The sequence below is a fragment of the Nodosilinea nodulosa PCC 7104 genome, assembly GCF_000309385.1.
Lineage (GTDB): Bacteria > Cyanobacteriota > Cyanobacteriia > Phormidesmidales > Phormidesmidaceae > Nodosilinea > Nodosilinea nodulosa.
In genome coordinates, this window is sequence record NZ_JH976537.1 from 5674140 (window position 1) to 5697918 (window position 23779).

The window sequence follows — 23779 nt, forward strand, 5'->3', positions numbered from 1 at the left end:
CTGACTTCTGAGTCACGGCTCCAGTTGTCGTTGTGCTCGTTGCCGTCGTGCGGCTCGTTTACCGCCCCATCCAAACGGCGTTGGGCGTTGATTCCAAAACTCAGCAACGGCCTCAAATGTCCATAATCTGTTGAGGGTTTCGGGATGCTGACTATCTAACGCTCGTCGCTTGAGGATGCGCTGTATGGACTCGGCCATGTTTAACCAACTCCCCGATAGCGGGGTGTACAAGGGCAAAAGGCCATGCTCACACAGCCACTGCATCAACTCAGGCGTTTTATGACCTTTTAAGTTGCCCCATACAAACAAGAGGCGCAACGGGGGTGAGACTGAGGTGGTAACGTCTGGTAAGGTGTCGAGAATGGTGGTCAGTTCGACTTTTAACCAAGGGTGTTTAGTGATGCAGAAAACTCCTAAAATCTTTGTAAATCAAGGGCTCTCAACGAGACAGCGGATTTGGGCTTTCTCGATGAATGGAACGAAGACAATGGGTTTCAGCCGCTATTTTGAACCGTCTGGGCCGTCCACTATGAGACTCGGAAAAGTTTTCTGCACCACTAAGCTGCCCCCCGCATCAATGGCTATGGCCAGACCAAGTGACCCATTCTTAGTAAATGGGTTTTCCGTGCATGGGCGCAAATCTGAATTTATCTAAATATTAACCTAGCCCAAAATTATTTAACCAATAAAGCCCTCAAGCTTAATTTAGGGCCAAAGGTTTCATGACATTATCACTAATGTCAATTAGGTAAGAAATAGCTGCCGAGCAAAGGACTTGGCGGCGAGTTTTTGCGACCGTTTGAGGTCTTGATTTGATAATTAGGAGAACCTTGTACTCATGGCTTTTGATACAACACAGCCCGCTCAGGTAACCGGGCTAAATGCTTATACAGTTGATCCTCTGATCACCATTGGCGACGAAATCAATGAGTACATTGCTCCTGGTGTTCCCGATGGTCTGGGTGCGATCGCCCTCGACGAAAATACGATCCGACTATTCGTTAACCATGAGATCGCCACCGACGAGGAGAGCTATGCCTACACCCTCGCCAATGGCACCGAACTGACCGGGGCACGGGTCAGCTATTTCGATATCGATAAAGCTACCCGCACGGTTGTGGACGCAGGCTTAGCCTTCGACACCATCTACAACCGAGCCGGTGACATCGTCGACGAAGCCTCCGACCTGGAGTTTGGCGAACATGGGGCCAGTGACATTCCAGTGGAAATTGTGGGTCTTTAAGTACAGCGTATAAGTATCTGCCAGTAGGTTGGAAAGCCCTTAGGCAATTTCGCGACGATCTTGCTCTTCAATTCCAATGTTGATGGGCATGGTCTGCATAGTGATCTCCTAGATAGTCTGGCTTAGTGGTGCAGAAAACTTTTCTGAGTCTCATGATGGAAAGCCCAGACGGTCAAAATGGCGGCTGAAACCCATTGCCTTCGTTCGATTTTTAGAGAAATCCCAAATCTGCTGTCTCAACGAGAATCCTTGATTTATAAGGGTTTCAGGAGTTTTCTGCACCATCAAGGATAGTCTGGTGAGTACGTTGAATTGGCTATTGGTCTAAATCAATTTATCCAGCACTATTGACCGTCATCTGACTGACAATCTTTTGCACAATTTGCACTCCGGTTATGGCTTGCCAGCCAAATAGCCCCAGCACCACCAAGTTCAACGAAACGTGAACGCTGCGAACCCAAGTGTGCTTTTGCATAAAAGGAACCAGCGCCGCCGAGGTAGCAATCAAGCCAACTATGCCTAACCCAGCAAATAAGTGGGGGCCAATGACAATCTTGCCACTATTGATATAGGTCACGGTGATGCCGCCGATCGCCCCCATCACCATCAGCGCCAAAAGAATGGAGCCAATTTGGTGGTGGCGAATCGCAAACCGACCCTTGGTCAGCTCTTTTTTAGGCTCTCCCTCTGCCAGTCTTGTGCGCCGAACCTGTACCCCCAGGTATAGGGTGTAGAGCGCCAGGGCTAGCAAAATCCACATCGTAACGGGGTGAAAAAAGCTGAGATAGGGTTTAAGAGCTGCTAGGCTTTCCAAACTCATGATGGTAATTCCTGAAGTTTTTATGAATCTTGAATTGGTCTGTCATGGCATAACTATTTGCTGGACAGGGCTTATCATTGATCCGTGAGCGATCGCCATTCTTTGACGAACTCAGGTGAGACATTGAGCGCGACCTCAGGTTGGTCGAGGGTGGAAAGTGACAGTTGCAGCGGAATCCCTAACTCCAGCTGCATTAAAATTGGCTGTAAATCATACTCTGCCGCGTTAAGGTCTACCTGGGTTTTGTCCGTAAACATTTCTTGGGAGATATCTTTAGCGGTCAATGTTTTGCCCAGCGAGTCGGTCAGCGTTAACGGCTGTGAATGGTCGAGTTCTGCTGTGCCGGGGAACCCAACTAGACGTAGGTAAGTGGTGGCTGCTTTGTCGGGTTGAATGCGTTTGAAGGCGATTGCTTGCCAGCTATTGCCCTGCTGATCTTTGAGCGTTTGGCGAGACTGGTAGACCATCTGCCCTGGGGCTTCTTCTAGCTGGCGGATGGCGGCCTGAACGGGGGCGATCGCGACATTAAGCGTCACCACCCAAGCCAGCATTCCAAGCAGGAATGCTGAGCCGATGAAACGGGAAAAAGTCTTCATGTTCAGCACTCTTGGATTCGAGGTAGACCGTCATTAATTGACGGCATTTTGAATGGCGCTTTGGATCTCATCGGGAATGAAAACGGAATACATACCGCGCAGGTCGCCGACGTTAAAGTTGTAGGCCAAATCTTGAGGGTAGCCATCTTTAACAAACTGCGGGCGGCGATCTTTCAACCCGTGGCAGGTCAGGCAGCTGGCTTCCACATCAATGCGGCGGTAGTAGCGGGTGCCGGTCTGGTCATCTACGGTGGCTCGGCCCCAAAAGCCAATCAGCTCTGGATCTTGGTCAAATTTAGCCAGCGCCATCTGGTCGTGGGGGTTGCCTGGGGCGTGGTCTGGATTGCGATATTTCTTCGCGACTTGCTTAACCTGCCAGCCATGCTCTTGACTCAGCTGCATGGCCCGCATCCCCACCGGGCGGCAGACGTCTTTCATGGTTTGCATCGTCGGTACTTCGGTGCTCCCCTCCAGGGAAGAGGCGAGTCCAGAGCGCATGGCATCCAGCGATTCAATTTCTTGAACGACCTGCACCAGCTCATTGGGGTTGGGGATGATGGGAGCAGCTGAGGCAGGTGCTGGATGCCAGCCGATAGCCACCAGGCTGATACTCATTATCAGACCAAGGCTCAGAATCAACTGAGATAACGTCTGCATCGGGTCTTTCTCCTGAGATGAACTGATCTGACACCCACTAAATCATGCCTGGGCCCTTGTGACGCCAATCATGTTTTGTGGTCAGTTTGCCGTCCTCATCTTCAGATAGCTCCTGCAATTCATGGACACGTTCTGCCGCCGCCTGGGCGGCTTGCTCACGCAGATCTCCAGGCACCTCGACGTACATTTCTGGCTCAATCGCGTAGTTATTGATCAACCCTTCTTTGTCTACGGTGTAGCCATCTGTGGTGTGGCTCGATTTACCCTTCAGCTCGTCATGGGGAGTGTGGCCAAAATCCTGACCTTCCCGATGCTGACGGGCGGCAGATTCAGCCGGGATGAGGTGCGCGTCATATTGCGGCGCAGGGTAGTGCATTAGTGCACGGGAAAGAGGAAAATCAGGCGATACCATCACGAGGACAAGGAAGTCGGCCCCATGACGATTGAGATGACCTGTCCGACCTGTGGGTCTCATGACATCTCCAAGAACGGCACTAGCCACCGAGGGAAGCAAAACTACAAGTGCCGGGACTGTGGACGTCAATTCGTCGAAGATCCGCAATGGCGACCGAAGCCGAAGGAGACGAAGGCACTGGTGAATCGGCTGTTACAGGAGAAGATCCCGCTGGCGGGCATTGCGAGGGCCACGGCGGTGTCAGAGAGTTGGCTTCAAGGTCATGCCAATGCCGTCTATGAGGCGGTTCCCCAAACGGCGGCGGTCATTCCCAAGCCCAAAGGCCCGCTAGCGGTGCAGATGGATGAATTGTGGTCTTTTGTCGGTCATAAAGGCAATAAACAATGGGGTCTGGTTGGCCATGGATGCCAAGACCCGAGAAATTATTGGTTGCCACATCGGTGACCGCTCTCGGGAGTCGGCCATCGCCTTATGGCAGTCCATCCCAGCGGTCTATCGACAATGCGCCAAGGTCTACACTGACTTCTGGGAGGCCTACGTCACGGTGATTCCGAGCAAACGGCATGAGGCCGTGGGCAAAGACAGCGGCTTGACGAGTTATATCGAGCGCCTGAACAACACCCTGAGGCAGCGAATTGCCCGACTGGTGAGGAAGACCCTGTCGTTCTCCAAGAAGCTCAAGAACCATATCGGGGCGATCTGGCTGTTCATCCATGACTACAATCGCCAAATCAGACAGAAGCTCGCAGAGCAAGGTGACCTCGTCTTTTCCTCTGGCCTGCACTAAAGTGCACTACCCGGCGCAGTCTCTTGGGATTCGTGTTTGGTACTCATTAAAATGGCCTCTTGTAGTGTTTTTAAAATTAGCCTACCAACAAGAAATGAGCTTTAGAGAGCCCTTGCTCAAAAATATGCTGACAGGCTATTGACTGTTTCTTGGGTTGACTTGGTTGACTTGATTGACTTTGATATCAAACGCAAGCAAAGCAGATTAGCTATAGAGCTTTAACTGAGACTTGGGACAGCCTTTAGGGTCAATGCTCCAGCGGTTCGCTAGGCGATCGCTAATCCCCTTGCCACTAAAAGCCTTACACAACAAAGGCTTAGCGGATTTAGCCAAGCTCACTTTTCCCTGCTCTAGCATTTTATAGCTAATTGGTTATATAATAGAATCGAAGTTACAAAACTAAAGCCAAGAGCCTAGAAGGTCGCTGCTTCATGACCAGGCTAGGCTTTCAAAATTTACTCAAACCTGGAGACTATTGCTATGAAAACGAATGTTGGTGCCTTTGATCGCGTGATTCGCCTTGGCTTGGCGGCGGTGCTGTTTTATCTGGGGCTATTCCTCTATAGCGGCTCTGCCCTGGGCATTGGTCTGGTCGTAGCAGCGGGCGTGTTGCTGGCCACCGGGCTGGTCGGTTTCTGCGGGCTCTATAGCCTACTGGGCATTCGCACCAGTCAGCCCCGTGAACAGTTGTAGACACCGTTACCCTGTGATCTTTTGCACCATTTCTTCGACAAATCACTATGACCTACCACCTCAGTGAGGTTGTCGAGACCTGCTTTGATGAGGCGATCGCCCAAGTCACCGCATCCCTCAAGCAACAGGGCATGGTCGTATTAACCGAAATGGATGTTGCTCACCGTACACAGTCCGAACGCTAAAGAAATTGCGATCGAGGCTAGTCAAATGATGCAGCGGGTGAGCGATCGCCTAACCGCTGCCCAGCTTAAAACGCTGATCCACGAGTACGCCATTTAAGTTCAGATTAAGGAAATCTATGATGGATACGAGTCTACCGATTGAAGTACCCTCCCTATCGCGGCGGCAGTTGCTTAACTTCTTAACCGGAGCCACCGTTGCCGCAACGGCGGGGTCTGCCCTCTACGTTGCGGGCAAAGTCTTCATTCCCCCCACCGAAAAAACAGGGCCGGGGGGAGCGATTTTGGCTAGAGACGCGCTAGGAAACCTAATTCCTGCCACGCAGCTTTTGGTCGAACCACCGGGAACACGCGCCCTGGTAGCCGGTTTAGCCGGAGAACCGACCTATCTCATTGTCAATGAAGACAAAACCCTAGACAGCATCGGCATTGTGGATAATTGCACCCACCTAGGCTGCACCTTTCCCTGGAACCCGCTCGATCAGCAGTTTCAATGCCCCTGCCATGGTTCTCTCTATGCTCCCGATGGCTCGGTGGTGCGGGGGCCAGCGCCGCTGCCGCTCAAGATTGTTCAGGTCAAGGTCAGTGATAACAGCATTTTGATCTCCCCCTGGACCGCAACCGATCCCCGTACGGGGAACAAACCTTGGTGGGTTTAAGGGTGAAGGGGTGGATGCAGATGTCCCATTACTCGCCCCCTTCAGCCCGCGACTTCACAGCCCATGCCGAGAAAATGCCCCTACGCAATCAATAGGTAACCTAATGAAAATTGCCGTATCTAGCCAAAATCAGACTCAGGTGACAGGCCATCTCGGGCGCTGTCAGAAATTCTGGATCTATGACGTGGATGACACCACCATCCAGACCAGACAACTGCTCCAAATCACCAAAGACCAAAGCTTTCACGAGAGTTCTCCGAAAGATGCCCATCCCCTAGATACCGTTCAGGTAATGATTAGCGGTGGCATAGGACGGGGATTAGCCCGTCGTCTGGAGTCTAAGGGCATTCAGCCGCTGATTACCGCTGAAACTGACCTGGACGTTGCCGTTATGGCCTATCTGACCGATACTCTCGTGGTGATGACCCCAGAAGAACATCATCAACGCGAACATGGTGATGGCCCTGGACACCGCCACGGGGAAACCGAACACAGCCCAGAATAAAGGCTAGCCCTGCCGTTTCATAGCTTGAAGCGGCAGGGTATGACGCTAACTCCACTTCGCTTTCGGTGATCGTTAGGTGACCGTTCGACGGTGCGATCGCCCGCTCAAACCACACCTCAATTCTCTGGTATCCCATGACTCAGCCCTCCCCATCCCCATTAGCCGTGGTGGATTTATCCCCCACAGACCTGGCCCAAGCGCCCAATGCTCCCCTCCTCATTGATGTGCGCAGCGGGTTGGAATACCTCACTGGCCACGCCCTAGGAGCCCAAAATTTAAGCCTGCCTCGCCTCTTACTTGGCCTAGGGATATGGCGAGGATTTTTACCCCAATGGTTTCGAGCACTGCCGCACGATCAGCCCGTAGCGGTGGTTTGCTTAACCGCTCACCGTAGCCCCATTGCTGCCAATCAACTGGTGAAATCAGGATTCACAACGGTTTATAACATCACTGGCGGCATGGTGGAATGGCGTCGCCTGGGGCTAAAAACAGAGACGAAGGCTCAAGTCAGTTAACCTAGACAGAGATAGATCAAGAATCTGACAAATCTGACAGTTCAAACTAAAAGTAAATCGGCTGCAATATTGTTGAATAAATTGGGAAAAGTTCCACGTTTACTATGAACCAACTTAAAGAATGGGGATTCTCAGAGCATTGGTGGCGCGGTGAGAAAGGCGAATACTGGGCAATCGGTCAAATGATCCTTTTCATTGGTTTTGCCCTGCTGCCAGTCTATCCAATTGTTGCTGTAGATACGTTGCCTCCTATTTGGAAATACATCGGTTGGGGAGTCACTGGTCTTTTTAGCCTAATTTCCGCATTTTTATTACTTCGGGGAGGAATAGAGTTAGGTGCAAATCTTACTCCCTTGCCCCACCCCAAAGATGACGGCGAATTAGTGTCTAGCGGAGTTTATGGGATAGTAAGACACCCTATTTATAGTGGTGTAGTTTTTTTAGCGATCGCCTATAGTTGCTGGCAGTGGAGTCTAGTCCATGCGATCGGCGCAGTGCTGTTACTACTATTTTTTGACATCAAAGCCAGAAAAGAAGAATTATGGCTGAAGCACAAATTTTCTGATTATGAAGTTTACCAATCAAAGGTAAAAAAACTAATTCCCTGGGTCTATTAGGGGAGCCATGAAACCGACTTTACTCCAAATTTGGCATAAAACCGTTTTTTGCCTGGGGCCTGGCAAAAGTCAATCATGCCGATGATGAGATGGTCAAGCTGCATGATTGTCAAGACTCTGCCACGATCGCAGACTTGAAGCGATCGCCGCTGAGCAAGTTACAGGGTAGGGGGTTAGTTCTCTATCAGTTTAATGTGACGAGACTGCCTGATAGGTCTTGAATCCGCCACTCAAGTTATAGGCATTAAACCCATTCAGCCGCAGCGCCCGGGTAGCATAATACCCTCGTTGCCCGACCTGACAATAGACCCAAATATCTTGCTCGGGGTTTAGCTCAGGCAGGCGATCGCGCATTTGAGACAGTGGAATGTTGACTGCACCTTCTACGTGGCCAGCCTCAAATTCATCAGCATTACGAACATCCAGCAGTAAGCCACCATTAAAGTCTGCAAGGTGCTGCCAGTGAACCAGGGGCGCATCACCTCTCAGGGCATTCGCGGCAATCATACCCGCCATATTCACTGGGTCTTTGGCGGCTCCAAACTGAGGGGCGTAACACAGTTCGGCTTCTTCCAAGTCAAACACCGTTGTTCCAGTTTGCAGCGCCATGGCGATCACATCGATGCGTTTTGCCGCGCCTTCTTCACCCACGGCCTGGGCGCCAAGAATGCGTCCGTCCTGGTTTGAAAACAGCAGCTTTAAATCAATTGGCTTGGCATTTGGATAATAGCCAACGTGGTGCCCTGGATGGAGATAGACTTTGCCATAGTCCCAACCCAACCGTTGCAGGGTTTTCTCATTGGCTCCTGTAGACGCGATCGTCAGCCCAAAGACACCACATACTGAAGTGCCCTGCACGCCTCGGAAGGTGCTGTCGCGTCCACAGATGACATCTGCTGCGATGCGTCCCTGGCGATTGGCAGGCCCCGCTAAGGGAATTACTGTCCACTCCCCAGTCACAAAGTCTTTGACTTCAACAACATCCCCTACCGCCCAAATGGTTGGATCGCTGGTCTGCATCTGGTCATTGACGCGAATACCGCCGCGATCGCCAATTTCCAGCCCTGCGGTCGTTGCCAGCGTCGTTTCTGGACGCACCCCAATGCCTAAAATCACTAATTCAGCAGTATGAGTGGCCCCTGATTGGGTCAGAACATCAACCCCACCCTGGGCATTGGGTTTGAATTTGGCAACGCTATCCCCTAGACAAAGCGTGACGTTGTGCGATCGCAAGTGCCCATGAACAGGCACAGCCATCTCTGGGTCGAGGGGTGCCATCACCTGAGATTGCGCTTCAATCAGCGTTACCGCAATCCCACGATGCACTAGATTTTCTGCCATCTCTAACCCAATGAATCCGCCCCCGACAACGACGGCTTGCTTCACCTGATGCTCATCAATCCATGCTCGAATGCGCCGACTATCAGGAATCGTGCGGAGGGCAAAGATGCCGGGTAAATCAATTCCTGGCAAGGGGGGGCGAATCGGAGCTGCGCCTGGAGCAAGAACCAGCGCATGATAAGGTTCCTGGTACACCTGGTCCGTTTGGCGATTTTTCACCGTGATTTGAGCCGTATCGCGATCGATCGCGATCACTTCATTCTCTAACCGCACATCAATGTTAAATCGCTGTCGAAACAGGTCTGCATTGGCAACCAGCAGCTTTTTCTCATCCGTAATCACATCACCCACATAGTAGGGCAGACCACAGTTGGCAAACGAAACAAACGAACCTCGCTCAAACATGATAATTTCAGCGGTTTCCGAAAGGCGGCGGGCACGGGCGGCGCAGGATGCACCTCCAGCAACTCCGCCGACAATCAGGATGCGCTTTGGGGCGGTGGTCATGAATCATGTCCTAGATTGAGAGGGCAATAGGCACGGGGATAAGAGAGGATAACGGGATGGCGCACTCTCCACTCTTCTTACCCTGACTGCTTCACGGTTATGTGGGAAGCCGTTGATCCTAAGGGATGCGACGTGTGAAAGCTTTGGCGATTCTGTACCAATACAAACGTGGCCACGACTAGCAGAAAGTAACCAAAGGATTTTTGTAGCTTTTGGGCTGGAACGTAGCGAGCGAGATAGGCACCGGGGATAGTTCCTAGGCTGGCGGCAAAAATGAACGATACGATCAGGTGCCAATCTAGGGCAACATGCCCCAAATAGCCTAGAAATCCGGTAATTGAGTTGGCAATAATAATTAGCAGAGACGTGCCGATCGCCTGTTTCATCGGTAACTTGGCCAGCAAGACCAGCGCCGGAACGATCGCAAAGCCGCCGCCCACCCCCACCAGGCCAGTCAAAATACCTACGGCCAGCCCCTCACTCAAAAGCCAGAGCCAGCAGTATTTACAAACCGGTTTAGGATAGCCAGCTAGCGGATTGTCTGGCTGAATTGGCCTGGCACTGCGGTAGATCATAAACCCGGCGGCCATCAGCATGACGACGGCAAACAGCAGCATTTGAAAGGTTTCGGAGACCACGGGTAAGGTCGCGATCTTTGCGCCCGTGAACGTCCCCACCATGGTGGCAGAGCCAAAGACCAGTGCCGTTTTTAGATTGACATTGCCGGCTCGCCAGTGGGGAATCAGGCCCAAAAGGCTGACGGTTCCCACAATGATTAGCGTCATGGCGATCGCCGATTTGGGGGCGACCCCCATCACATAGACCAGTACCGGTAGCGCCAGCACTGAGCCGCCCCCACCCAACAGCCCCAGACTCAGGCCAATTCCCCCGGCCAGCACGAGGCCAACGATCCAGGGCATCAGTATTGGCTCCGCTGGTTGTAGGGCAACCTAGCCAGCAGCATGCCTAACATGCAGGTATCCGTTATCCCCGAAAAAATCAGCCCTGCCCCCACAGCCCCACTCAGCAGCAGAAACCAGGGAGAGACTAATGCCCCCAGCAGGGTTCCGGTCAGCATCAAGGAACCGGCGACAATTTGCACCTGACGCATCAGGCTAATCGGCGCATTCCGATTCGTGACCGTGGTATATCCCGCCTCTTTCCATGCCCCAATACCGCAGGAGAGATGGGTCACCGATTCAAACCCGGCATCAAACAGCTTTTGGGCTGCGATCGCCGATCGATTGCCTGAGCGACAATACAGCACCAGTTGCGTATCCTCCGTTTGGGGAATTTTGCGGGGGTCGAACTGAGACAATGCCACCAGGGTCGCCCCAGGAATATGCTCTCCGGCAAACTCCCCCGGTTCTCGCACGTCAATGAGGGTGACAGATTGCCGATCTAAACCCTGCTTTAGAGTTTGAGCATCCACCGTATGGAGCTGGTTCACACGAGTAGCCGACATTTAAAATTCTCCTAATAGCAATGCAAAGTACTGATCATGAACCCTCGCCTCGACCGCCTAAGCAGCCAGAACTTTGCCGCAGCGCTCATTGGCGGGCACGGCTTCGACAATTTTTTTCGGATTGGGCAGGTGCAGGGATGCCATGAATTGGATAAACTCTTCCCGGTTACGCCCTACAAAGCGAGGATTCCACTGCTTCTCTTCACCAATGGTAGAAACGGTGCGTCCCCGATAGTCATGGCCCGGATACACCAGCGTGCTATCCGGCAGGGTAAATAACCGTTGGGTGACGACATCGTAGAGCGTTCCGGCATCTCCACTCTGGAAATCGGTGCGCCCACAGCCGCGAATCAACAGCCCGTCACCCGTCAGTAGGTGGGTACTATTGACCAGGTAGGCCATGTGGCTGTCGGTATGCCCCGGAGTGGCGATCGCCTCCACCCGCACAGAGCCCACCTGCAACACCTCTCCATCTCGAATGAACCGATTGGCACAGACGGCCTGGGCCTGGTCTGGGACAATCCCTTCACAGCCGGTGGCCTCCCGCAGTTGGGCGGTTCCGGTAATATGGTCGGCATGGATATGGGTTTCCAGGCAATATTTCAGCGTCAATCCCAGCTCGGCCAGCAGTTGGCGATCGCGCTCTACCTGTTCCAGCACCGAGTCAACCAGGAGGGCAACCTTGGTCTCCGGATCAGCAATCAGGTAAGTATAGGTACTGGTTTCGGGGTCAAACAATTGGCGAAAGAGCATAGTAGGTTTACCTTCAACGGTTCAGGCAAGAACGCTGCGAAAGCGTCTCTGCTTTCTCCATTAATCTACTATATAGTTATACAAAGAGTCAAATATGCAATGATGCTAAATTTTGGGTAAGATAGTTATATAGTCCAGCTCTTAAGTTAGCGGCACTTGTCTCTCGACCTATGGCCTTACCTCCGTCTGCTCTGGCTCCCGTCGCCGATTACTTCAAAGTGCTGTCTGAGCTCAGCCGATTGCAGGTGCTGTGTTCTCTGCGGTCAGGCTCAAAAAATGTCACCGAAATTATTGAAGAAACCGGCCTGGGGCAGGCCAATGTCTCAAAGCATCTCAAGATTCTGGCCCAGGCCGGGATCGTCTCCCGCACTCCCCAAGGCGTCAGTGTCTATTACGAGATTGCCGAACCGTTCATTTTTGATCTGTGTGAACTGGTGGGCGATCGCCTCTCCATGCGCTTGGAGGCCCAGTCTCAACAACTCAAGCAGTTAGAAGGTCTGCGGCGGGCTTAATCTGTCGATCCAGACGGCAGGACCTCGTAACGACTCAACTCATAATCGACTGAATGCCCCGGAAGTGTTGCTTCTAGGGCATTTTATTGTTTCTTCTTTGGTAGTTACAGAGTATTACAACTTTTAAGATTATCAATTATATAACCGTATAGTGTTATGATGATTTTGTTAGCAGTCTAGAAGCCGTAAGACTGAGATCGCCTAACAGTCGCAAGCAACCCCTGGGCTTAACATCAGTAGGTGCGTTTGATTGCGCGGAGTATCTTACTAATTAGTTTGTCGCGATCGCTCATCAACCCCAACTGGTTGTTCTTAACCGCGTTTGTGGGTGTGAACCTGCTGCAATCGGCGTTTACCAACTGGTGTCCGCTGATGGTGCTGCTGAAAAAGCTAGGCGTGAGAGAGTGAAAAGCTGGGGAATGCCGAGTTGCCCCACCTTCGCTTCAATTCGTTTTGTTATTCGGTGAACCGTTCAATACTCAACATTAAAAACTCAATTTTTAGGAGTCGCTGCTATGGCTCGCGTTGTTGTGATTGGGGCTGGGCTGGGGGGGTTACCTGCCGCCTACGAACTGAGGCATGCTTTGCCCCAGGAACATCAGATCACGCTGATTTCAAATCAGCCGAAATTCACCTTTGTGCCCTCGCTGCCCTGGGTGGGGCTGGGGCTAAAATCTCTCGATCGCATCCAGTTAGATCTGGCCAATACCGTTCCGCAGCACGGCATTGAGTTTATCCAGGCGGCGGTCACGGCGATCGATCCGAAGTCTCGCCAATTGACGATGGGTGACACAACGCTGGACTACGACTATGCCGTCATCGCCACCGGGCCAGAACTGGCGCTGGATGCCCTGCCAGGGTTGGGCCCAGAGGGCGGCTACACCCACTCCGTTTGCAATCCCCACCATGCGCTGCTGGCCAGCGAAGCGTGGGAGAAATTTCTGGCCGATCCGGGGCCCATTGTGGTGGGGGCTTCGCCGGGAGCCAGCTGCTTTGGCCCCGCCTATGAGTTTGCCTTCCTGCTGCACCATGTGTTGAAGCAGAAGGGGTTGAGGGCACAGGTGCCGATCACCTTCATTACCTCAGAGCCCTACGCCGGACACCTGGGCATCGGCGGCATGGCCAAGTCTCGCTGGCTGATCCGCAAATTCATGGCCGATCGCGAAATTGAGCTGATGGAAAACACGGCCATTTCCCATTTTTCCCCCGACGCCGTGCATCTGGCCGACGGGCGAGAAATTCCCGCCAGGTTCACCATGGTGCTGCCGCCGTTTCGAGGCCCGCGCTTTTTGCGCGAGGCCCCGGGCTTAACCGATGCCAAGGGGTTTATCCCCGTATTGCCGACCTATCGCCACCCTGACTTTGAGTCAATTTACTCGGTGGGGGTGATCACCCAGCTCAAAGCCGTGGAGCAAACCCCCATTCCCACCGGCGCGCCCAAGGTCGGCCTGATGTCTGAAGAAATGGCGCTGGCGGTGGCCCACAATATTGCTCTGGAGCTGGGGGTGACGACAGGCTCCCAATCTAAACCCACCCTCCAGGCCGTTTGCTTTGCCGATTTTGGCAACACTGGGGCGCTGTTTTTAGCCGATCCGCTCCTGCCGGATGCGTCAGGGGAGCGCGATCGCGCCCTGATCTTTCACGGTATCTGGGTCTCTTGGATGAAGGCCGGGTTCGAGAAATATTTCCTCACGAAAATGCGCCTGGGCTGGACGATTCCCTGGTTCGAGCGTTGGGGCTTTCGGGCCATTGGGTTGCCGTTGGTGACACCTGTGCCCGTCCCTGAACAAAGCCGCTCGTTAACGCCGACCGTTTGAGGCCGTGGGTAATGACAGGATTAGGTAGTCTACTCTGCCAATTCTGCATGATTCCACCTGATTAACGCTGAGGGGAAATGCGCCATGGACGCAATTCTGAGTCCTGCTGAACTGGAGATACTGGCCGGTCGCTTCAAGATTTTGGCCGAACCGGCCCGACTACAAATTCTGGCCGCCCTGAGCTACCAGGAACACAATGTGCAAGAAATTTGTGCCTGTACCGGGCTCCACCAGGGCAACGCCTCTAGACATTTGCGGTTGATGCGGGATGCAGGCGTAGTCGCCTGTCGCCGAGAAGGCATATGGCGCTATTACCGGGTCATTGATACTGACTTACTGGCCCTATGTTCCCATTTGCAACCGTTGCTCCACCGATTGAAGGAGCAAGGAAAATCATGATGGCATGTCGTATTTGGCAAATCTTTTCCTGGGTGCCCGCTGCAATAGGCAAGCAGGAACTAACAAAATTCAACGCTCAAACCATTCAGGATCACGATCTATGCAGAACCATACCCCCGTCAGCTCAGAAAATTTCCCTGCTCCCCACCCGCGATGGTTGCTGCCGCTCTTGGTTCTCGGCCTAGTCGGGGCCTCTGGACTGTCTGGATGGTGGCTCAGAACCATGGTTCCTGCGAATACCGCCCGATCGAATCAGGGCATGGCTGAAACCGAACCACCGATTCCGGTCCAGGTAGCCACCGTGGTTGAGAAGTCGGTGGTGGGCGATCTCACCTTGACCGGCACAGTGGAGGCAGAAAATTCGGTAGTACTGACCAGCCGAGTGATGGGGCAGGTCGAACAACTCACGGTACAGGAAGGCGATCGGGTCAAAGCGGGCCAATTGATTGCCCAACTGGATGTCAGCGACCTCCAGGCCCAGCGGAACCAGGCGCAGGCGGCGGTGAATGTGGCCCAGTCTGCCTACCGGGGAGCCCAGACCCAGGTGCGGCAGGCCGAAGCCGAACTGGCCGAGGCTGAAGCCGAACTGGCCGACGCTCAGGTCAATCAGCAGCGGATGAGCAGCCTTCAGGCCGATGGCGCCGTGAGCCAGTCGATGCTCGATCAGGCCAATACTCAGGTGGCTATGCTGCAAGCCCGCGTCAACCGGATTCAATCCAGCATTCGCCAGGCTGAAATGGGGATTGGGCAGGCCCAGGCCCAGGTACAGCAGGCCCAGGCTGGGGTGGCCCAAATGGAGGCCAATTTAACCCACGGCACGGTGACGGCTCCCTTTGATGGCGTAGTGACGCACAAACAAGTTGAGATCGGCGCCATGGCCGGGGCAGGCCAACCCCTGGTGACGCTGGAGAGTGTGGATCGCCTGCGGCTCAGTGTCGAGGTGCCGGAAGCCGCGATCGCCCAGGTGCGAGTGGGGCAGCCAGAGCAAGTTCGGCTCGATGCCCTCAACCAGACGATCACAGGCACCGTCAGCCAGGTGATTCCCTCAGCGGACCCGGTATCGCGCAACTTTACCGTTAAGGTCTCACTGCCAGCCAACCCTGAGGTGCTCCCCGGCATGTTTGGACGATTGGTAGGGCTCTCTACCACCGAGCGCAAAACCCTCCAAATCCCCCGCAGTGCCCTGGTCGAAAGCACGGGCATCACCGGAGTATTCATAGTGCAGGATAATCGGGCTATTTTCCATCCCGTCACCTTGGGCAATCCTCAGGGGGATGGGGTCGAGGTGTTCTCTGGCGTGAAGCTGGGCGATCGCATCATCCTCAACCCACCCGCCGACCTCAAGGAAAACACACCATTACAGATCACCCCATCCTGATTCGTAGCGTGATTGATCAGCCTGGCTGAGTTTAGGCAGACCTAAGCGCTGCATCCCCTATCCCTCTCTACCCCCCTTCACCCACCATGCATTCCGATGATTTTTCTGCTAATGGAGCAGCGTCCCCGCCCCCGCCGCGCAGCCTGATCGGGAAGATCACCGCCTATTTCATCAATTCCCAGATCACCGTGCTGTTGATTGCGGTCCTGGTCATTTTTGGGTTGGGCGCCGTGATGCTGACGCCCAAAGAAGAAAACCCTCAAATTGTGGTGCCTGCGGCGGACGTGCTGTTGTCCTATCCTGGCGCTCCGGCAGAGGTGGTGCAGCAGACCCTGACCATTCCGCTGGAGGCCAAAATCCGAGAACTGAACGGGGTTGAACATATCTACTCGGCATCCCAAAATTCTGCGTCCAAAATCACGGTGCAGTTTTTTGTGGGTGAAAATTGGGAAGACTCCCTGTTCCGGCTGCAAAACCACCTCTACAGCAATCAGGATTTGTTGCCCCCCGATGCGACCTATGCGGTCAAGCCGATCATCATTGATGACGTACCCATTGTGACCCTGACGATCACCGGGCAAAGCTACAGCGACAATCAGCTGCGGCGCATCGGCGAACGATTGCTGGAAGACCTGCGCAGCATTCCCAATACGGCTAATCTGACCATGACCGGTGGGCAGCCCCGCACCATCCGGGTGGACTTAAACCCCGATCAGCTGGCCAGTTATCGATTATCGCCCGCGCAAATTGCCCAACGGCTGCAGGGAGAAAATGTGGAAATCCCCGCTGGAGACGTGTCCCTAGATAACTCGCGGTTGTTCCTTCAGGGGGGCAGTTTGTTTCAATCGGCCAGTGACGTAAGTGACATTATTGTTGGGTTTGGCCAATCGGCCCCTGGGTCGGAGTCGGCCTCGCAGTCGCCCATTTATCTGCGCGATGTGGCTACCGTGGTGGATGAGTTTGGCGATCGCCTCACCGAGTCCCGCATCGGCTTCCGGCAGGACTGGGATATTGCCGAACCCTACCCTAAACCCAGCAGCACAGCCGCAGGAGACTTTAGCACCCAACCGGCCATCACCATTGGCATTGCCAAAAAGAAAGGCACCAATGCCGTCACCGTTGCCCGTCAAATCTTCCGTAGGCTAGACGAATTGAAGCCTCAGCTCCCCCCTGGCGTTGAGGTGGCCATTACCCGGAATGATGGCCAGACGGCGGCCAGAGCCGTCGGTGATCTGTACCAGAGTCTGGGCATTGCCATTGTCGTTGTGGTGGCCCTGCTGGTGGTTTTCCTGGGCTGGCGAGAGGCCTCGATTGTAGCGTTTGTGATTCCCCTCACCCTGGCGGGCACGCTGGCGGTGGGCTGGATATCGGGGCAGACCATTAACCGGATCACCCTGTTTGCGCTGATTTTGGCGTTGGGAACCCTGGTCGACGATGCGATCGCCATCACCGAGAACATCCACCGTTATTTTGAAGAAAACCCAGGCATGACCTGGCCAGAGAAACTGGACTCCGCCACCAGCGCGGTGGCGGAGTTAGGTAGCCCGGTGATTTTGTCGACCATTACGGTGATTCTGGCCTTTCTGCCGATGGCCTTTGTCACGGGGATGATGGGGCCTTACATGGGGCCGATTCCCTTCAACGTGCCGGTGGCAATGGTGATCAGCACCACCCTGGCGCTGACGGTGACGCCCTTTTTGGCGGTGCGATTGATAAAAGTCAAACCCCATGCCGCCCGGCCAACTATTGAGCAGACGCGGACTTACCAGGGCTATCGTCAGCTCATGGAACCCCTGCTGGATTCCGCCCGGCGGCGGCGCTTTGTGCTGCTGGTCATCACCGGGCTGCTGCTGGCGAGTTTCCTGCTGCCGCTGACCCAGGCGGTGAAGTTTCGGATGTTGCCCAAGGCCAACAAAGACACCTTCTTGGTGCAGTTGGATATGCCCTTAGGTACGGAACTGGCCCAGACCAATCAGGCCGTCAGTCAGCTAGAAGCGGTTCTGCGCCAAACCCCAGAGGTGACGAACTTTGAAACCTATGTGGGGGTGGGTGCCCCGATCGATTTCAACGGCATGCTGCGGGGATCCTCCGATCGCAGCGACCAGAATTTCGCCGATATTCGGGTGCATTTGACCAATAAAAACGCTCGCTCCGCCAGTTCAGAAGCCGTTGTGTTGAGGTTGCGCCCTGAACTGACCCAAGTGGCCAGCGAACACCAGGCCGTCGTGAAGCTGGTGGAAGATCCCCCCGGCCCGCCCGTGCGCTCCACCATGCTGGCGGAGATCTATGGGCCAGACTATGCCGTTCAGCGGCAGCTGGCTCGGCAGGTGCGGCAGGTCTTTGCCGAGACGAAGGACGTGGTGGACATTGACGACTCGGTGAAAAACCAGATGCCCCAGATCAGGCTGGTGGTAGATCGAGATAAGGTTAACCGGGCCGGGCTGAGCACCAATGACATTGCCCAGACCGTGCAGATGGCGATCGCGGGAGCCAACGTCAGTACCCTGAAAGTGCCCGGAGAACTGGCTCCCGTGGCCATTCAAGTTCGCTTTGCCGACGCGAATCGCCAGAACATCAGCGACCTAACCCGCATTCAGATTCCGACCGCCACGGGGACCCTAGTGCCGCTGTCAACCCTGGTCACCTTTGAACCCACCACGGTGGATGAACCGATTCTGCACAAAGATCAGCGTCCGGTGACCTATGTGATGGGAGAAATGGGCGATCGCTCGTCGGTCTATGCCGTCATTGATCAGATGATTTATTTCTTCCGTCATCCCCTACCCGAGGGCTATTCCATCAACTGGGATGGCGAGTGGAAACTCACGCTGGATGTTTTCCGTGACCTGGGGTTGGCCATGCTAGTGGCCGTGCTGCTGATTTATCTGATTTTGGTGGGGCAGTTTCGCAGTTTCAAAGTGCCGCTGATCATGCTGGGCAGCATTCCCCTGGCACTGATTGGGATTCTGATCGGCTTTTCCCTGAATGGGGTGTACTTTAGCGCTACGGCCATGATTGGGGTGATTGCTCTGGCTGGCATTGTCGTGCGCAATGCGATCGTGCTGCTAGAATTTGTCGGCGATCAGCGGCAGGCTGGGGTAGAGCTAAAGCCCGCGATTCTCAAAGCGGGGGCGGTGCGGTTTCGGCCCATCTTGCTCACCAGCGTGACCACCATGCTGGGCACCCTATCCATTTTGAGCGACCCGGTTTGGTCAGGGCTGGCCTGGACGCTGCTGTGCGGCATGCTAGCCTCTTCTATCCTGACGCTGGTGGTGATTCCGCTCATGTACTACGGCGATCAGGTCCGCCACAGCAAACCCAGTCCAGAACTATCCAAACCGCCCAGTATCGGCCAGGAAGCCTTCAACTGATGGCGGGTTCAGGGCTACGTCTTGCCCCCACCTACCCCCCTGGTCTGTGGCAACGTCCTGAGTACTCTGTACATTACTAACTTCAGCCCCTTACCCCTTCTACCCTCAAAACCCCATGGCACCCATTCATATCTCCTACTTCTCCGATGTTCTCTGCGTCTGGGCCTATATTGCTCAAATCCGTCTCGATGAGCTGAAGGCTACCTTTCAAGACAACATTGAAATTGAGCTGCACTTTGTCTCTGTTTTTGGCAATGCTCGCGAAAAACTGGAGAAAAGCTGGCGCGATCGCGGTGGGTTTCAAGGCTATAGCGACCACATCCACGAAGTCGGCAAAAAGTTCGAGCACGCCACTGTACACCCTGAAATTTGGACTAGCGTAAGGCCACCCTCGTCGATGTCCTCTCATTTATTTCTCCATGGGATTAAGCTGCTGGAAATCAAAGGCATTGTGCCAAAATCAGAGAACAGTTTTGAACGGGCCACCTCGGCCTTTCGAGAGGCTTTTTTTGCCAAGGTGATGGATATTTCTGACCGCAATGTGCAATTTGCCATTGCTGAAGAGATCGGCCTCCCGATCGCCATGATTCAGCAGCAAATTGACAGTGGCGAGGCCTATGCTCAACTCTCTAAAGATTTTGATCTGGTGAAGGAGCATGCGGTGTCTGTTAGTCCCACGCTGATCTTCAATGAAGGACGACAACGGCTCAACGGCAATGTCGGCTACCGCGTCATCGAAGCCAATATTCGAGAATTGCTGCACAATCCCCCCGTTGAAGAATCCTGGTGTTAGATTGAGCAACAATCAGTTCTTACTAGGTAGCTAAAAAATATTCCCCTTTCGATTAGGTAATCTCCTGCCTGCTTATGACCCGACAGTCTTTGAAAGCAAGGCATGAACAGAGGTTTCACGTAGTACGATACTGGCAAAACCAGCTTCTCATGCTTAATCAACGTGTAGAGGACTCATGGATCTTTTATCAAATACCGTTGCACTCTCGCGAATGCAGTTTGCGCTGACGGCCATTTTTCATATGCTGTGGCCCGTTTTGACGACGGGCATGGCCATTTACCTGGTGATTGTGGAAGGGCTATGGCTCAAGACGCGCAACCCCGACTACTACCGCCATGCTCGCTTCTGGTCAAAGCTTTACGTGCTTAACTTTGGCATTGGGGTGGCCTCGGGGCTGCCGATGGAGTTTCAGTTTGGCACCAACTGGGCACCGTTCTCAGAGGCCGTGGGCGATTTCTTTGGCAGCATCCTGGGCTTTGAGGGGGCCATGGCCTTCATGCTAGAGGCGGGGTTTCTGGGCATTATGCTGTTTGGCTGGGGGCGGGTGCACCCGGTGATCCACTACCTGGCGACGATCATGGTGGCCTTTGGAGCTAACCTATCGACCTTCTGGATTTTGGTGGCCAACTCCTGGCTGCAAAGTCCGGCGGGAGGCGAGATGGTCAACGGCAAGTTTATTGTCAGCGACTATTTTCAGGCGATCGCTAACCCCTTCATGGTCAAGAGCGTGTCGCACATGTTCTTTGCTACCCTGGAAACCTCGCTGTTTGTGATTGGCGGTATTAGCGCCTGGTACATTCTCAACAACCGTCAGCAGGCGTTCTTTAGCCAATCGCTCAAAATTGTATTGGCCGCCGCCGTCGCCGTTACGCCGCTGCAAATCTACATCGGCCACCTCAGTGCCGAACAGGTGGCCCACTACCAGCCCACCAAACTAGCGGCGATGGAAGCCAAGTGGGAGACCAGCCCCGCCGGACAACCCGCCGACTGGAGCCTGCTAGCTATCCCCGACGAGGCCACCCAAACCAATAAATGGGAAATCACCATTCCCAACGGGTTAGGCTACATTTTGGAATTTAAGAAGAACCTGTCTGAGCCGGTGTTGGGGCTGAGGGAGTGGCCTGCCAGCGATCGCCCTCGCATGGTGGGGCTAATCTACTATGCTTTCCGCATCATGAGCGGCATTGGTTTCTTTTTGGCCGGGCTGATGCTTTGGAGCGTCTTGCAGTGGCTGTTGGGCAATCTCTCCACCGAAAAGATTGGCCAGCAAACCTGGCTGCTGCGCACCTGGATCTTTGCCGCCCCATTGGGCTATATCGCCGTGGAATCGGGCTGGATTGTGCGCTGCGTGGGGCGGCAACCCTGGACCCTGTACGGCCAAATTCGCACCGCCGATGCTGCTTCTCAGATCCCGGCCAGCAATGTACTAACCTCGCTGACCCTGTTTTCGGTGGTGTACTCGATCCTGTTTGTCGCGACCCTGTACTTTGGCAGCCGGATCATCCGCCAAGGTCCCAATCTAGAGCTACCGATTCCAGGGTTAGATGATCAACCGGCGGTGGAGACCGAACCCGCTACCTTTGTGCCCGATCAACGTCCGCTCGAAGCCCAGCAGTAGCAGTAGGTGATTGATATGGACGCATTAGTACATTTTTTGCCCCAGGTGTGGTTTGTCATTCTGGCCCTGTTTTTGTTTCTCTACGTCATGCTCGATGGGTTTGACCTGGGGGTGGGCATTCTCTCGCTCACCAGCTCCGACGAAGAGCGGCGCAGTCTTCTGATGACCAGCCTGGGCAATATTTGGGATGCCAATGAGACCTGGCTGGTGCTGATGGGTGGAGCCCTATTTGGAGCCTTTCCTTTAGCCTACGGCACCATCCTCAGCGCTCTGTACATTCCCATCTTCATGATGATTTTCGGGCTCATTTTTCGGGCGGTGGCCTTTGAATTTCGGGAGCATTCCAACCTCAAGCTGCTGTGGAATTTTGCCTTTGGGGCAGGCAGCTTTCTCGCGGCCCTGGGCCAGGGTTTTGCCCTGGGGAGCGTGATTGAAGGGATTGAGGTAGATGAGGCCGGTCACTTTATCGGCTCTACCTGGGACTGGCTCGACTGGCGATCGCTCCTGGTCGCCCTGACCTTAATTCAGGGCTACGTGTTGATTGGCTCCACCTACCTGATTTTAAAAACCGAGGGGGAACTGCAAAAGACCCATTACCGGACAGCTAAGCTGGCCGCTACCACTACAGTTATCGGCGCGATTTTGATCACCATTGTGACTCCCATCGTTTACGAAGCCGCACGTACTCGCTTATTTAGCCCGCCTTTAATCTATGTTTTTGCCGTGATTCCGGTGCTGGGGATGATGTTAGTGGGGCTACTACTGCGCAGCCTAAATCGAGAGGAAGAATCCACGCCCTTTATTTGGACAATTTTGATCTTTTTGCTCACCTTTATTGGCTTAGGACTAATTGTATTCCCCTACATTATCCCCACCCAAATTACCATCTACCAGGCGGCAGCAGCCCCCAGCGCCCTGGTGTTTATGCTCACCTTTATTGGGGTGCTAATTCCGATCATGCTGTTCTACAACATCTATAACTATGTGGTGTTTCGCGGTAAGGTGGCGGGCAGCGCCTACGGCGAGTAGGGGCATCAAACAGAATTCACTATCATTTGCGATCGCGGTTATCAACCATGTGGAATGAGCGCTACAGCCAACCTGACTATGCCTTTGGCAAGCACCCCAATGATTTTCTTGTTCAGGTCATCGAACAGATTCCCCAGGGGCGGGTGCTGTGCCTGGGCGAGGGCGAAGGGCGAAATGCGGTGTATTTAGCCCAGCAGGGCTGTAACGTCACAGCGGTAGATGCCTCCTCAGTTGGCTTGGAGAAAGCCCAAAAACTGGCAGCAGAAAGGTCTGTGGAGATAGAGACAATCGTGGCAGATCTGGCCGATTTCCTGATTCAGCCCGGCGTCTGGGATGGCATAATCTCTATCTTCTGTCACTTACCTCCGCCTCTGCGCGCCCAGGTTCATCGGCAGGTTGTGGCGGGGCTGCGGCCAGGTGGCGTTTTTGTCCTCGAAGCCTATACGCCTCGGCAGCTAGATTTCAAAACCGGGGGGCCACCCAAGGCAGAAATGATGATGGATTTAGCGACTCTCCGCCAGGAACTGGGAGGTCTAGATTTTAAGCAGGCCGCAGAACTTGAGCGCGAAATTCAGGAAGGACGGTTTCACCAAGGCCGCAGCGCTGTCGTGCAAGTGCTTGCCTTCAAACCATAGAATAAATTGACAGTCTCTCACTCAAAAAAGTGGAGCCAGGGCAAACTATAGAGCATCTATTTATCGAGCAAAAATCATCTTGATTGCGATCGCCAGCATGGCAATACCAAACACTTTTTCCAGCAGCACATTCGGGAGTACAGTCGCCAACCTTGCCCCCAGCAGTCCACCCACAAAGAAACCTATACACAAAAGAGCCGCAATCTGAAAATTTACATACCCTTGCTTGTAGTAAGTCCATGCTGCCAGTAACCCAACTGGTGGAACTAGCATCGCCAGCGTTGTACCCTGGGCTTCGTGTTGCGATAAACCAAACCCAAAAATCAAAACTGGGACAATGATAACTCCACCACCAATCCCAATCAAACCACTTAAAACACCGACCAAAAGCCCCAGGAGCAAGTACAGTAAAATGTGTGTCATAGGTGAACCTATCTTTGCTCTAATTTGTAGTCACGAACAAAACTATTAA

General features: G+C 53.8%; 28 protein-coding genes and 1 pseudogene. 18 read left to right on the forward strand and 11 right to left on the reverse strand.

The features are described from left to right. Window positions 1–12: 12 nt before the first annotated feature. Window positions 13–318 (reverse strand): transposase, encoded by a 306-nt coding sequence (locus tag LEPTO7104_RS43775; RefSeq protein WP_071527309.1) that lies wholly within the window; start codon window positions 316–318, stop codon window positions 13–15. A 520-nt stretch (window positions 319–838) separates the two neighbouring features. Here LEPTO7104_RS43775 and LEPTO7104_RS40440 point away from each other — a divergent pair. Next, window positions 839–1243, forward strand: a complete 405-nt coding sequence (locus tag LEPTO7104_RS40440) for a hypothetical protein (protein ID WP_017301577.1) — start codon at window positions 839–841, stop codon at window positions 1241–1243. Here LEPTO7104_RS40440 and LEPTO7104_RS38655 read toward each other — a convergent pair. The 5 genes and pseudogenes from LEPTO7104_RS38655 to LEPTO7104_RS0126330 all read right to left on the reverse strand — a co-directional run. Further along, a pseudogene (locus tag LEPTO7104_RS38655) lies at window positions 1184–1342 on the reverse strand (Dps family protein); the annotation flags it as partial. The gene LEPTO7104_RS40440 and the pseudogene LEPTO7104_RS38655 overlap by 60 nt on opposite strands. Window positions 1343–1577: 235 nt before the next feature. Next, window positions 1578–2063 (reverse strand): DUF4079 domain-containing protein, encoded by a 486-nt coding sequence (locus LEPTO7104_RS0126315; protein ID WP_017301578.1) that lies wholly within the window; start codon window positions 2061–2063, stop codon window positions 1578–1580. Window positions 2064–2137: 74 nt separating this feature from the next. Beyond that, entirely contained in the window at window positions 2138–2659 is a 522-nt protein-coding gene (locus LEPTO7104_RS0126320) for a DUF3122 domain-containing protein (protein ID WP_017301579.1), read from the reverse strand. A 33-nt stretch (window positions 2660–2692) separates the two neighbouring features. Next, window positions 2693–3316 (reverse strand): Tll0287-like domain-containing protein, encoded by a 624-nt coding sequence (locus tag LEPTO7104_RS0126325; protein WP_026073102.1) that lies wholly within the window; start codon window positions 3314–3316, stop codon window positions 2693–2695. 37 nt (window positions 3317–3353) lie between these two features. Continuing rightward, window positions 3354–3692 (reverse strand): hypothetical protein, encoded by a 339-nt coding sequence (locus LEPTO7104_RS0126330; RefSeq protein WP_017301581.1) that lies wholly within the window; start codon window positions 3690–3692, stop codon window positions 3354–3356. 72 nt (window positions 3693–3764) lie between these two features. Between LEPTO7104_RS0126330 and LEPTO7104_RS39495 the strand changes: the two genes are divergently transcribed. From LEPTO7104_RS39495 to LEPTO7104_RS0126360, 7 genes are all read left to right on the forward strand, one after another. Beyond that, a protein-coding gene (locus LEPTO7104_RS39495) for an IS1 family transposase (RefSeq protein ID WP_083887169.1) occupies window positions 3765–4518 on the forward strand; the annotation gives its coding sequence in 2 pieces (ribosomal slippage) (window positions 3765–4118 and window positions 4120–4518; 753 coding nt in all). Between the two features lie 480 nt (window positions 4519–4998). After that, window positions 4999–5211 carry a YgaP family membrane protein gene (locus LEPTO7104_RS0126340; protein ID WP_017301582.1) on the forward strand — a complete coding sequence of 71 codons (213 nt, stop codon included), beginning with the start codon at window positions 4999–5001 and terminating at the stop codon, window positions 5209–5211. A 153-nt stretch (window positions 5212–5364) separates the two neighbouring features. Then, window positions 5365–5493: a hypothetical protein gene (locus tag LEPTO7104_RS42540; RefSeq protein ID WP_017301583.1), complete on the forward strand. Its 129-nt coding sequence runs from the start codon at window positions 5365–5367 to the stop codon at window positions 5491–5493. 22 nt (window positions 5494–5515) lie between these two features. Further along, on the forward strand, window positions 5516–6052 hold the full coding sequence (gene petC, locus LEPTO7104_RS0126350) for a cytochrome b6-f complex iron-sulfur subunit (protein ID WP_026073103.1): 537 nt from the start codon (window positions 5516–5518) through the stop codon (window positions 6050–6052). A 103-nt stretch (window positions 6053–6155) separates the two neighbouring features. Continuing rightward, window positions 6156–6557: a NifB/NifX family molybdenum-iron cluster-binding protein gene (locus LEPTO7104_RS0126355; protein ID WP_017301585.1), complete on the forward strand. Its 402-nt coding sequence runs from the start codon at window positions 6156–6158 to the stop codon at window positions 6555–6557. Window positions 6558–6691: 134 nt separating this feature from the next. Then, window positions 6692–7072, forward strand: coding sequence for a rhodanese-like domain-containing protein (locus LEPTO7104_RS38665; protein WP_071527310.1), 381 nt, complete (start codon window positions 6692–6694; stop codon window positions 7070–7072). A 104-nt stretch (window positions 7073–7176) separates the two neighbouring features. Further along, complete coding sequence (locus LEPTO7104_RS0126360; protein ID WP_017301586.1) at window positions 7177–7689, forward strand: methyltransferase family protein; 513 nt, start codon at window positions 7177–7179, stop codon at window positions 7687–7689. A gap of 189 nt (window positions 7690–7878) precedes the next feature. Here LEPTO7104_RS0126360 and LEPTO7104_RS0126370 read toward each other — a convergent pair whose 3' ends face one another. The 4 genes from LEPTO7104_RS0126370 to LEPTO7104_RS0126385 form a co-directional block, all read right to left on the reverse strand. Further along, window positions 7879–9537 carry an FAD-dependent oxidoreductase gene (locus tag LEPTO7104_RS0126370; RefSeq protein WP_017301588.1) on the reverse strand — a complete coding sequence of 553 codons (1659 nt, stop codon included), beginning with the start codon at window positions 9535–9537 and terminating at the stop codon, window positions 7879–7881. Window positions 9538–9614: 77 nt separating this feature from the next. After that, window positions 9615–10457: a sulfite exporter TauE/SafE family protein gene (locus tag LEPTO7104_RS0126375; protein ID WP_017301589.1), complete on the reverse strand. Its 843-nt coding sequence runs from the start codon at window positions 10455–10457 to the stop codon at window positions 9615–9617. Further along, entirely contained in the window at window positions 10457–11002 is a 546-nt protein-coding gene (locus LEPTO7104_RS0126380; protein ID WP_017301590.1) for a rhodanese-like domain-containing protein, read from the reverse strand. Before LEPTO7104_RS0126380 ends, LEPTO7104_RS0126375 begins: the two co-directional genes overlap by 1 nt. Before the next feature lie 57 nt (window positions 11003–11059). After that, entirely contained in the window at window positions 11060–11755 is a 696-nt protein-coding gene (locus LEPTO7104_RS0126385) for an MBL fold metallo-hydrolase (RefSeq protein WP_017301591.1), read from the reverse strand. A 170-nt stretch (window positions 11756–11925) separates the two neighbouring features. Between LEPTO7104_RS0126385 and LEPTO7104_RS0126390 the strand changes: the two genes are divergently transcribed. The 10 genes from LEPTO7104_RS0126390 to LEPTO7104_RS0126435 all read left to right on the forward strand — a co-directional run bounded on the left by LEPTO7104_RS0126390 (window position 11926) and on the right by LEPTO7104_RS0126435 (window position 23307). Continuing rightward, window positions 11926–12267, forward strand: coding sequence for an ArsR/SmtB family transcription factor (locus tag LEPTO7104_RS0126390; RefSeq protein ID WP_017301592.1), 342 nt, complete (start codon window positions 11926–11928; stop codon window positions 12265–12267). Between the two features lie 240 nt (window positions 12268–12507). Then, window positions 12508–12675, forward strand: a complete 168-nt coding sequence (locus LEPTO7104_RS0126395) for a YgaP family membrane protein (RefSeq protein ID WP_026073104.1) — start codon at window positions 12508–12510, stop codon at window positions 12673–12675. Window positions 12676–12782: 107 nt separating this feature from the next. Then, complete coding sequence (locus tag LEPTO7104_RS0126400; RefSeq protein ID WP_017301594.1) at window positions 12783–14084, forward strand: NAD(P)/FAD-dependent oxidoreductase; 1302 nt, start codon at window positions 12783–12785, stop codon at window positions 14082–14084. A gap of 84 nt (window positions 14085–14168) precedes the next feature. Further along, complete coding sequence (locus LEPTO7104_RS35455) at window positions 14169–14483, forward strand: ArsR/SmtB family transcription factor (protein ID WP_017301595.1); 315 nt, start codon at window positions 14169–14171, stop codon at window positions 14481–14483. Window positions 14484–14706: 223 nt separating this feature from the next. Further along, entirely contained in the window at window positions 14707–15861 is a 1155-nt protein-coding gene (locus LEPTO7104_RS0126410; protein WP_017301596.1) for an efflux RND transporter periplasmic adaptor subunit, read from the forward strand. An 86-nt stretch (window positions 15862–15947) separates the two neighbouring features. Then, entirely contained in the window at window positions 15948–19232 is a 3285-nt protein-coding gene (locus LEPTO7104_RS0126415; RefSeq protein WP_017301597.1) for an efflux RND transporter permease subunit, read from the forward strand. 115 nt (window positions 19233–19347) lie between these two features. Beyond that, the gene (locus LEPTO7104_RS0126420; protein ID WP_017301598.1) at window positions 19348–20025 is read left to right on the forward strand and encodes a DsbA family oxidoreductase; all 678 of its coding nucleotides are present in this window, start codon (window positions 19348–19350) and stop codon (window positions 20023–20025) included. A 175-nt stretch (window positions 20026–20200) separates the two neighbouring features. After that, complete coding sequence (locus LEPTO7104_RS0126425) at window positions 20201–21643, forward strand: cytochrome ubiquinol oxidase subunit I (RefSeq protein ID WP_026073106.1); 1443 nt, start codon at window positions 20201–20203, stop codon at window positions 21641–21643. 15 nt (window positions 21644–21658) lie between these two features. Further along, window positions 21659–22672, forward strand: coding sequence for a cytochrome d ubiquinol oxidase subunit II (cydB, locus tag LEPTO7104_RS0126430; protein WP_026073107.1), 1014 nt, complete (start codon window positions 21659–21661; stop codon window positions 22670–22672). A 47-nt stretch (window positions 22673–22719) separates the two neighbouring features. Beyond that, complete coding sequence (locus tag LEPTO7104_RS0126435; protein ID WP_017301601.1) at window positions 22720–23307, forward strand: class I SAM-dependent methyltransferase; 588 nt, start codon at window positions 22720–22722, stop codon at window positions 23305–23307. Between the two features lie 60 nt (window positions 23308–23367). Here LEPTO7104_RS0126435 and LEPTO7104_RS0126440 read toward each other — a convergent pair whose 3' ends face one another. Continuing rightward, window positions 23368–23730: a sulfite exporter TauE/SafE family protein gene (locus LEPTO7104_RS0126440; RefSeq protein WP_017301602.1), complete on the reverse strand. Its 363-nt coding sequence runs from the start codon at window positions 23728–23730 to the stop codon at window positions 23368–23370. Window positions 23731–23779 lie beyond the last annotated feature (49 nt).

Bases quoted from the DNA above. Each gene is read 5' to 3' on its own strand.
- LEPTO7104_RS0126385 (WP_017301591.1), bottom strand. From the start codon at position 11,755: ATGCTCTTTCGCCAATTGTTTGACCCCGAAACCAGTACCTATACTTAC.
- LEPTO7104_RS0126440 (WP_017301602.1), bottom strand. From the start codon at position 23,730: ATGACACACATTTTACTGTACTTGCTCCTGGGGCTTTTGGTCGGTGTT.
- LEPTO7104_RS0126340 (WP_017301582.1), top strand. From the start codon at position 4,999: ATGAAAACGAATGTTGGTGCCTTTGATCGCGTGATTCGCCTTGGCTTG.
- LEPTO7104_RS0126315 (WP_017301578.1), bottom strand. From the start codon at position 2,063: ATGAGTTTGGAAAGCCTAGCAGCTCTTAAACCCTATCTCAGCTTTTTT.
- LEPTO7104_RS0126425 (WP_026073106.1), top strand. From the start codon at position 20,201: ATGGATCTTTTATCAAATACCGTTGCACTCTCGCGAATGCAGTTTGCG.
- LEPTO7104_RS0126355 (WP_017301585.1), top strand. From the start codon at position 6,156: ATGAAAATTGCCGTATCTAGCCAAAATCAGACTCAGGTGACAGGCCAT.
- LEPTO7104_RS0126330 (WP_017301581.1), bottom strand. From the start codon at position 3,692: ATGCACTACCCTGCGCCGCAATATGACGCGCACCTCATCCCGGCTGAA.
- LEPTO7104_RS0126360 (WP_017301586.1), top strand. From the start codon at position 7,177: ATGAACCAACTTAAAGAATGGGGATTCTCAGAGCATTGGTGGCGCGGT.
- LEPTO7104_RS0126325 (WP_026073102.1), bottom strand. From the start codon at position 3,316: ATGCAGACGTTATCTCAGTTGATTCTGAGCCTTGGTCTGATAATGAGT.
- LEPTO7104_RS0126370 (WP_017301588.1), bottom strand. From the start codon at position 9,537: ATGACCACCGCCCCAAAGCGCATCCTGATTGTCGGCGGAGTTGCTGGA.
- LEPTO7104_RS0126435 (WP_017301601.1), top strand. From the start codon at position 22,720: ATGTGGAATGAGCGCTACAGCCAACCTGACTATGCCTTTGGCAAGCAC.
- cydB (WP_026073107.1), top strand. From the start codon at position 21,659: ATGGACGCATTAGTACATTTTTTGCCCCAGGTGTGGTTTGTCATTCTG.
- LEPTO7104_RS0126380 (WP_017301590.1), bottom strand. From the start codon at position 11,002: ATGTCGGCTACTCGTGTGAACCAGCTCCATACGGTGGATGCTCAAACT.
- LEPTO7104_RS40440 (WP_017301577.1), top strand. From the start codon at position 839: ATGGCTTTTGATACAACACAGCCCGCTCAGGTAACCGGGCTAAATGCT.
- LEPTO7104_RS0126415 (WP_017301597.1), top strand. From the start codon at position 15,948: ATGCATTCCGATGATTTTTCTGCTAATGGAGCAGCGTCCCCGCCCCCG.
- petC (WP_026073103.1), top strand. From the start codon at position 5,516: ATGGATACGAGTCTACCGATTGAAGTACCCTCCCTATCGCGGCGGCAG.
- LEPTO7104_RS0126410 (WP_017301596.1), top strand. From the start codon at position 14,707: ATGGTTCCTGCGAATACCGCCCGATCGAATCAGGGCATGGCTGAAACC.
- LEPTO7104_RS0126390 (WP_017301592.1), top strand. From the start codon at position 11,926: ATGGCCTTACCTCCGTCTGCTCTGGCTCCCGTCGCCGATTACTTCAAA.
- LEPTO7104_RS0126420 (WP_017301598.1), top strand. From the start codon at position 19,348: ATGGCACCCATTCATATCTCCTACTTCTCCGATGTTCTCTGCGTCTGG.
- LEPTO7104_RS0126375 (WP_017301589.1), bottom strand. From the start codon at position 10,457: ATGCCCTGGATCGTTGGCCTCGTGCTGGCCGGGGGAATTGGCCTGAGT.
- LEPTO7104_RS0126400 (WP_017301594.1), top strand. From the start codon at position 12,783: ATGGCTCGCGTTGTTGTGATTGGGGCTGGGCTGGGGGGGTTACCTGCC.
- LEPTO7104_RS0126320 (WP_017301579.1), bottom strand. From the start codon at position 2,659: ATGAAGACTTTTTCCCGTTTCATCGGCTCAGCATTCCTGCTTGGAATG.
- LEPTO7104_RS38665 (WP_071527310.1), top strand. From the start codon at position 6,692: ATGACTCAGCCCTCCCCATCCCCATTAGCCGTGGTGGATTTATCCCCC.
- LEPTO7104_RS42540 (WP_017301583.1), top strand. From the start codon at position 5,365: ATGTTGCTCACCGTACACAGTCCGAACGCTAAAGAAATTGCGATCGAG.
- LEPTO7104_RS35455 (WP_017301595.1), top strand. From the start codon at position 14,169: ATGGACGCAATTCTGAGTCCTGCTGAACTGGAGATACTGGCCGGTCGC.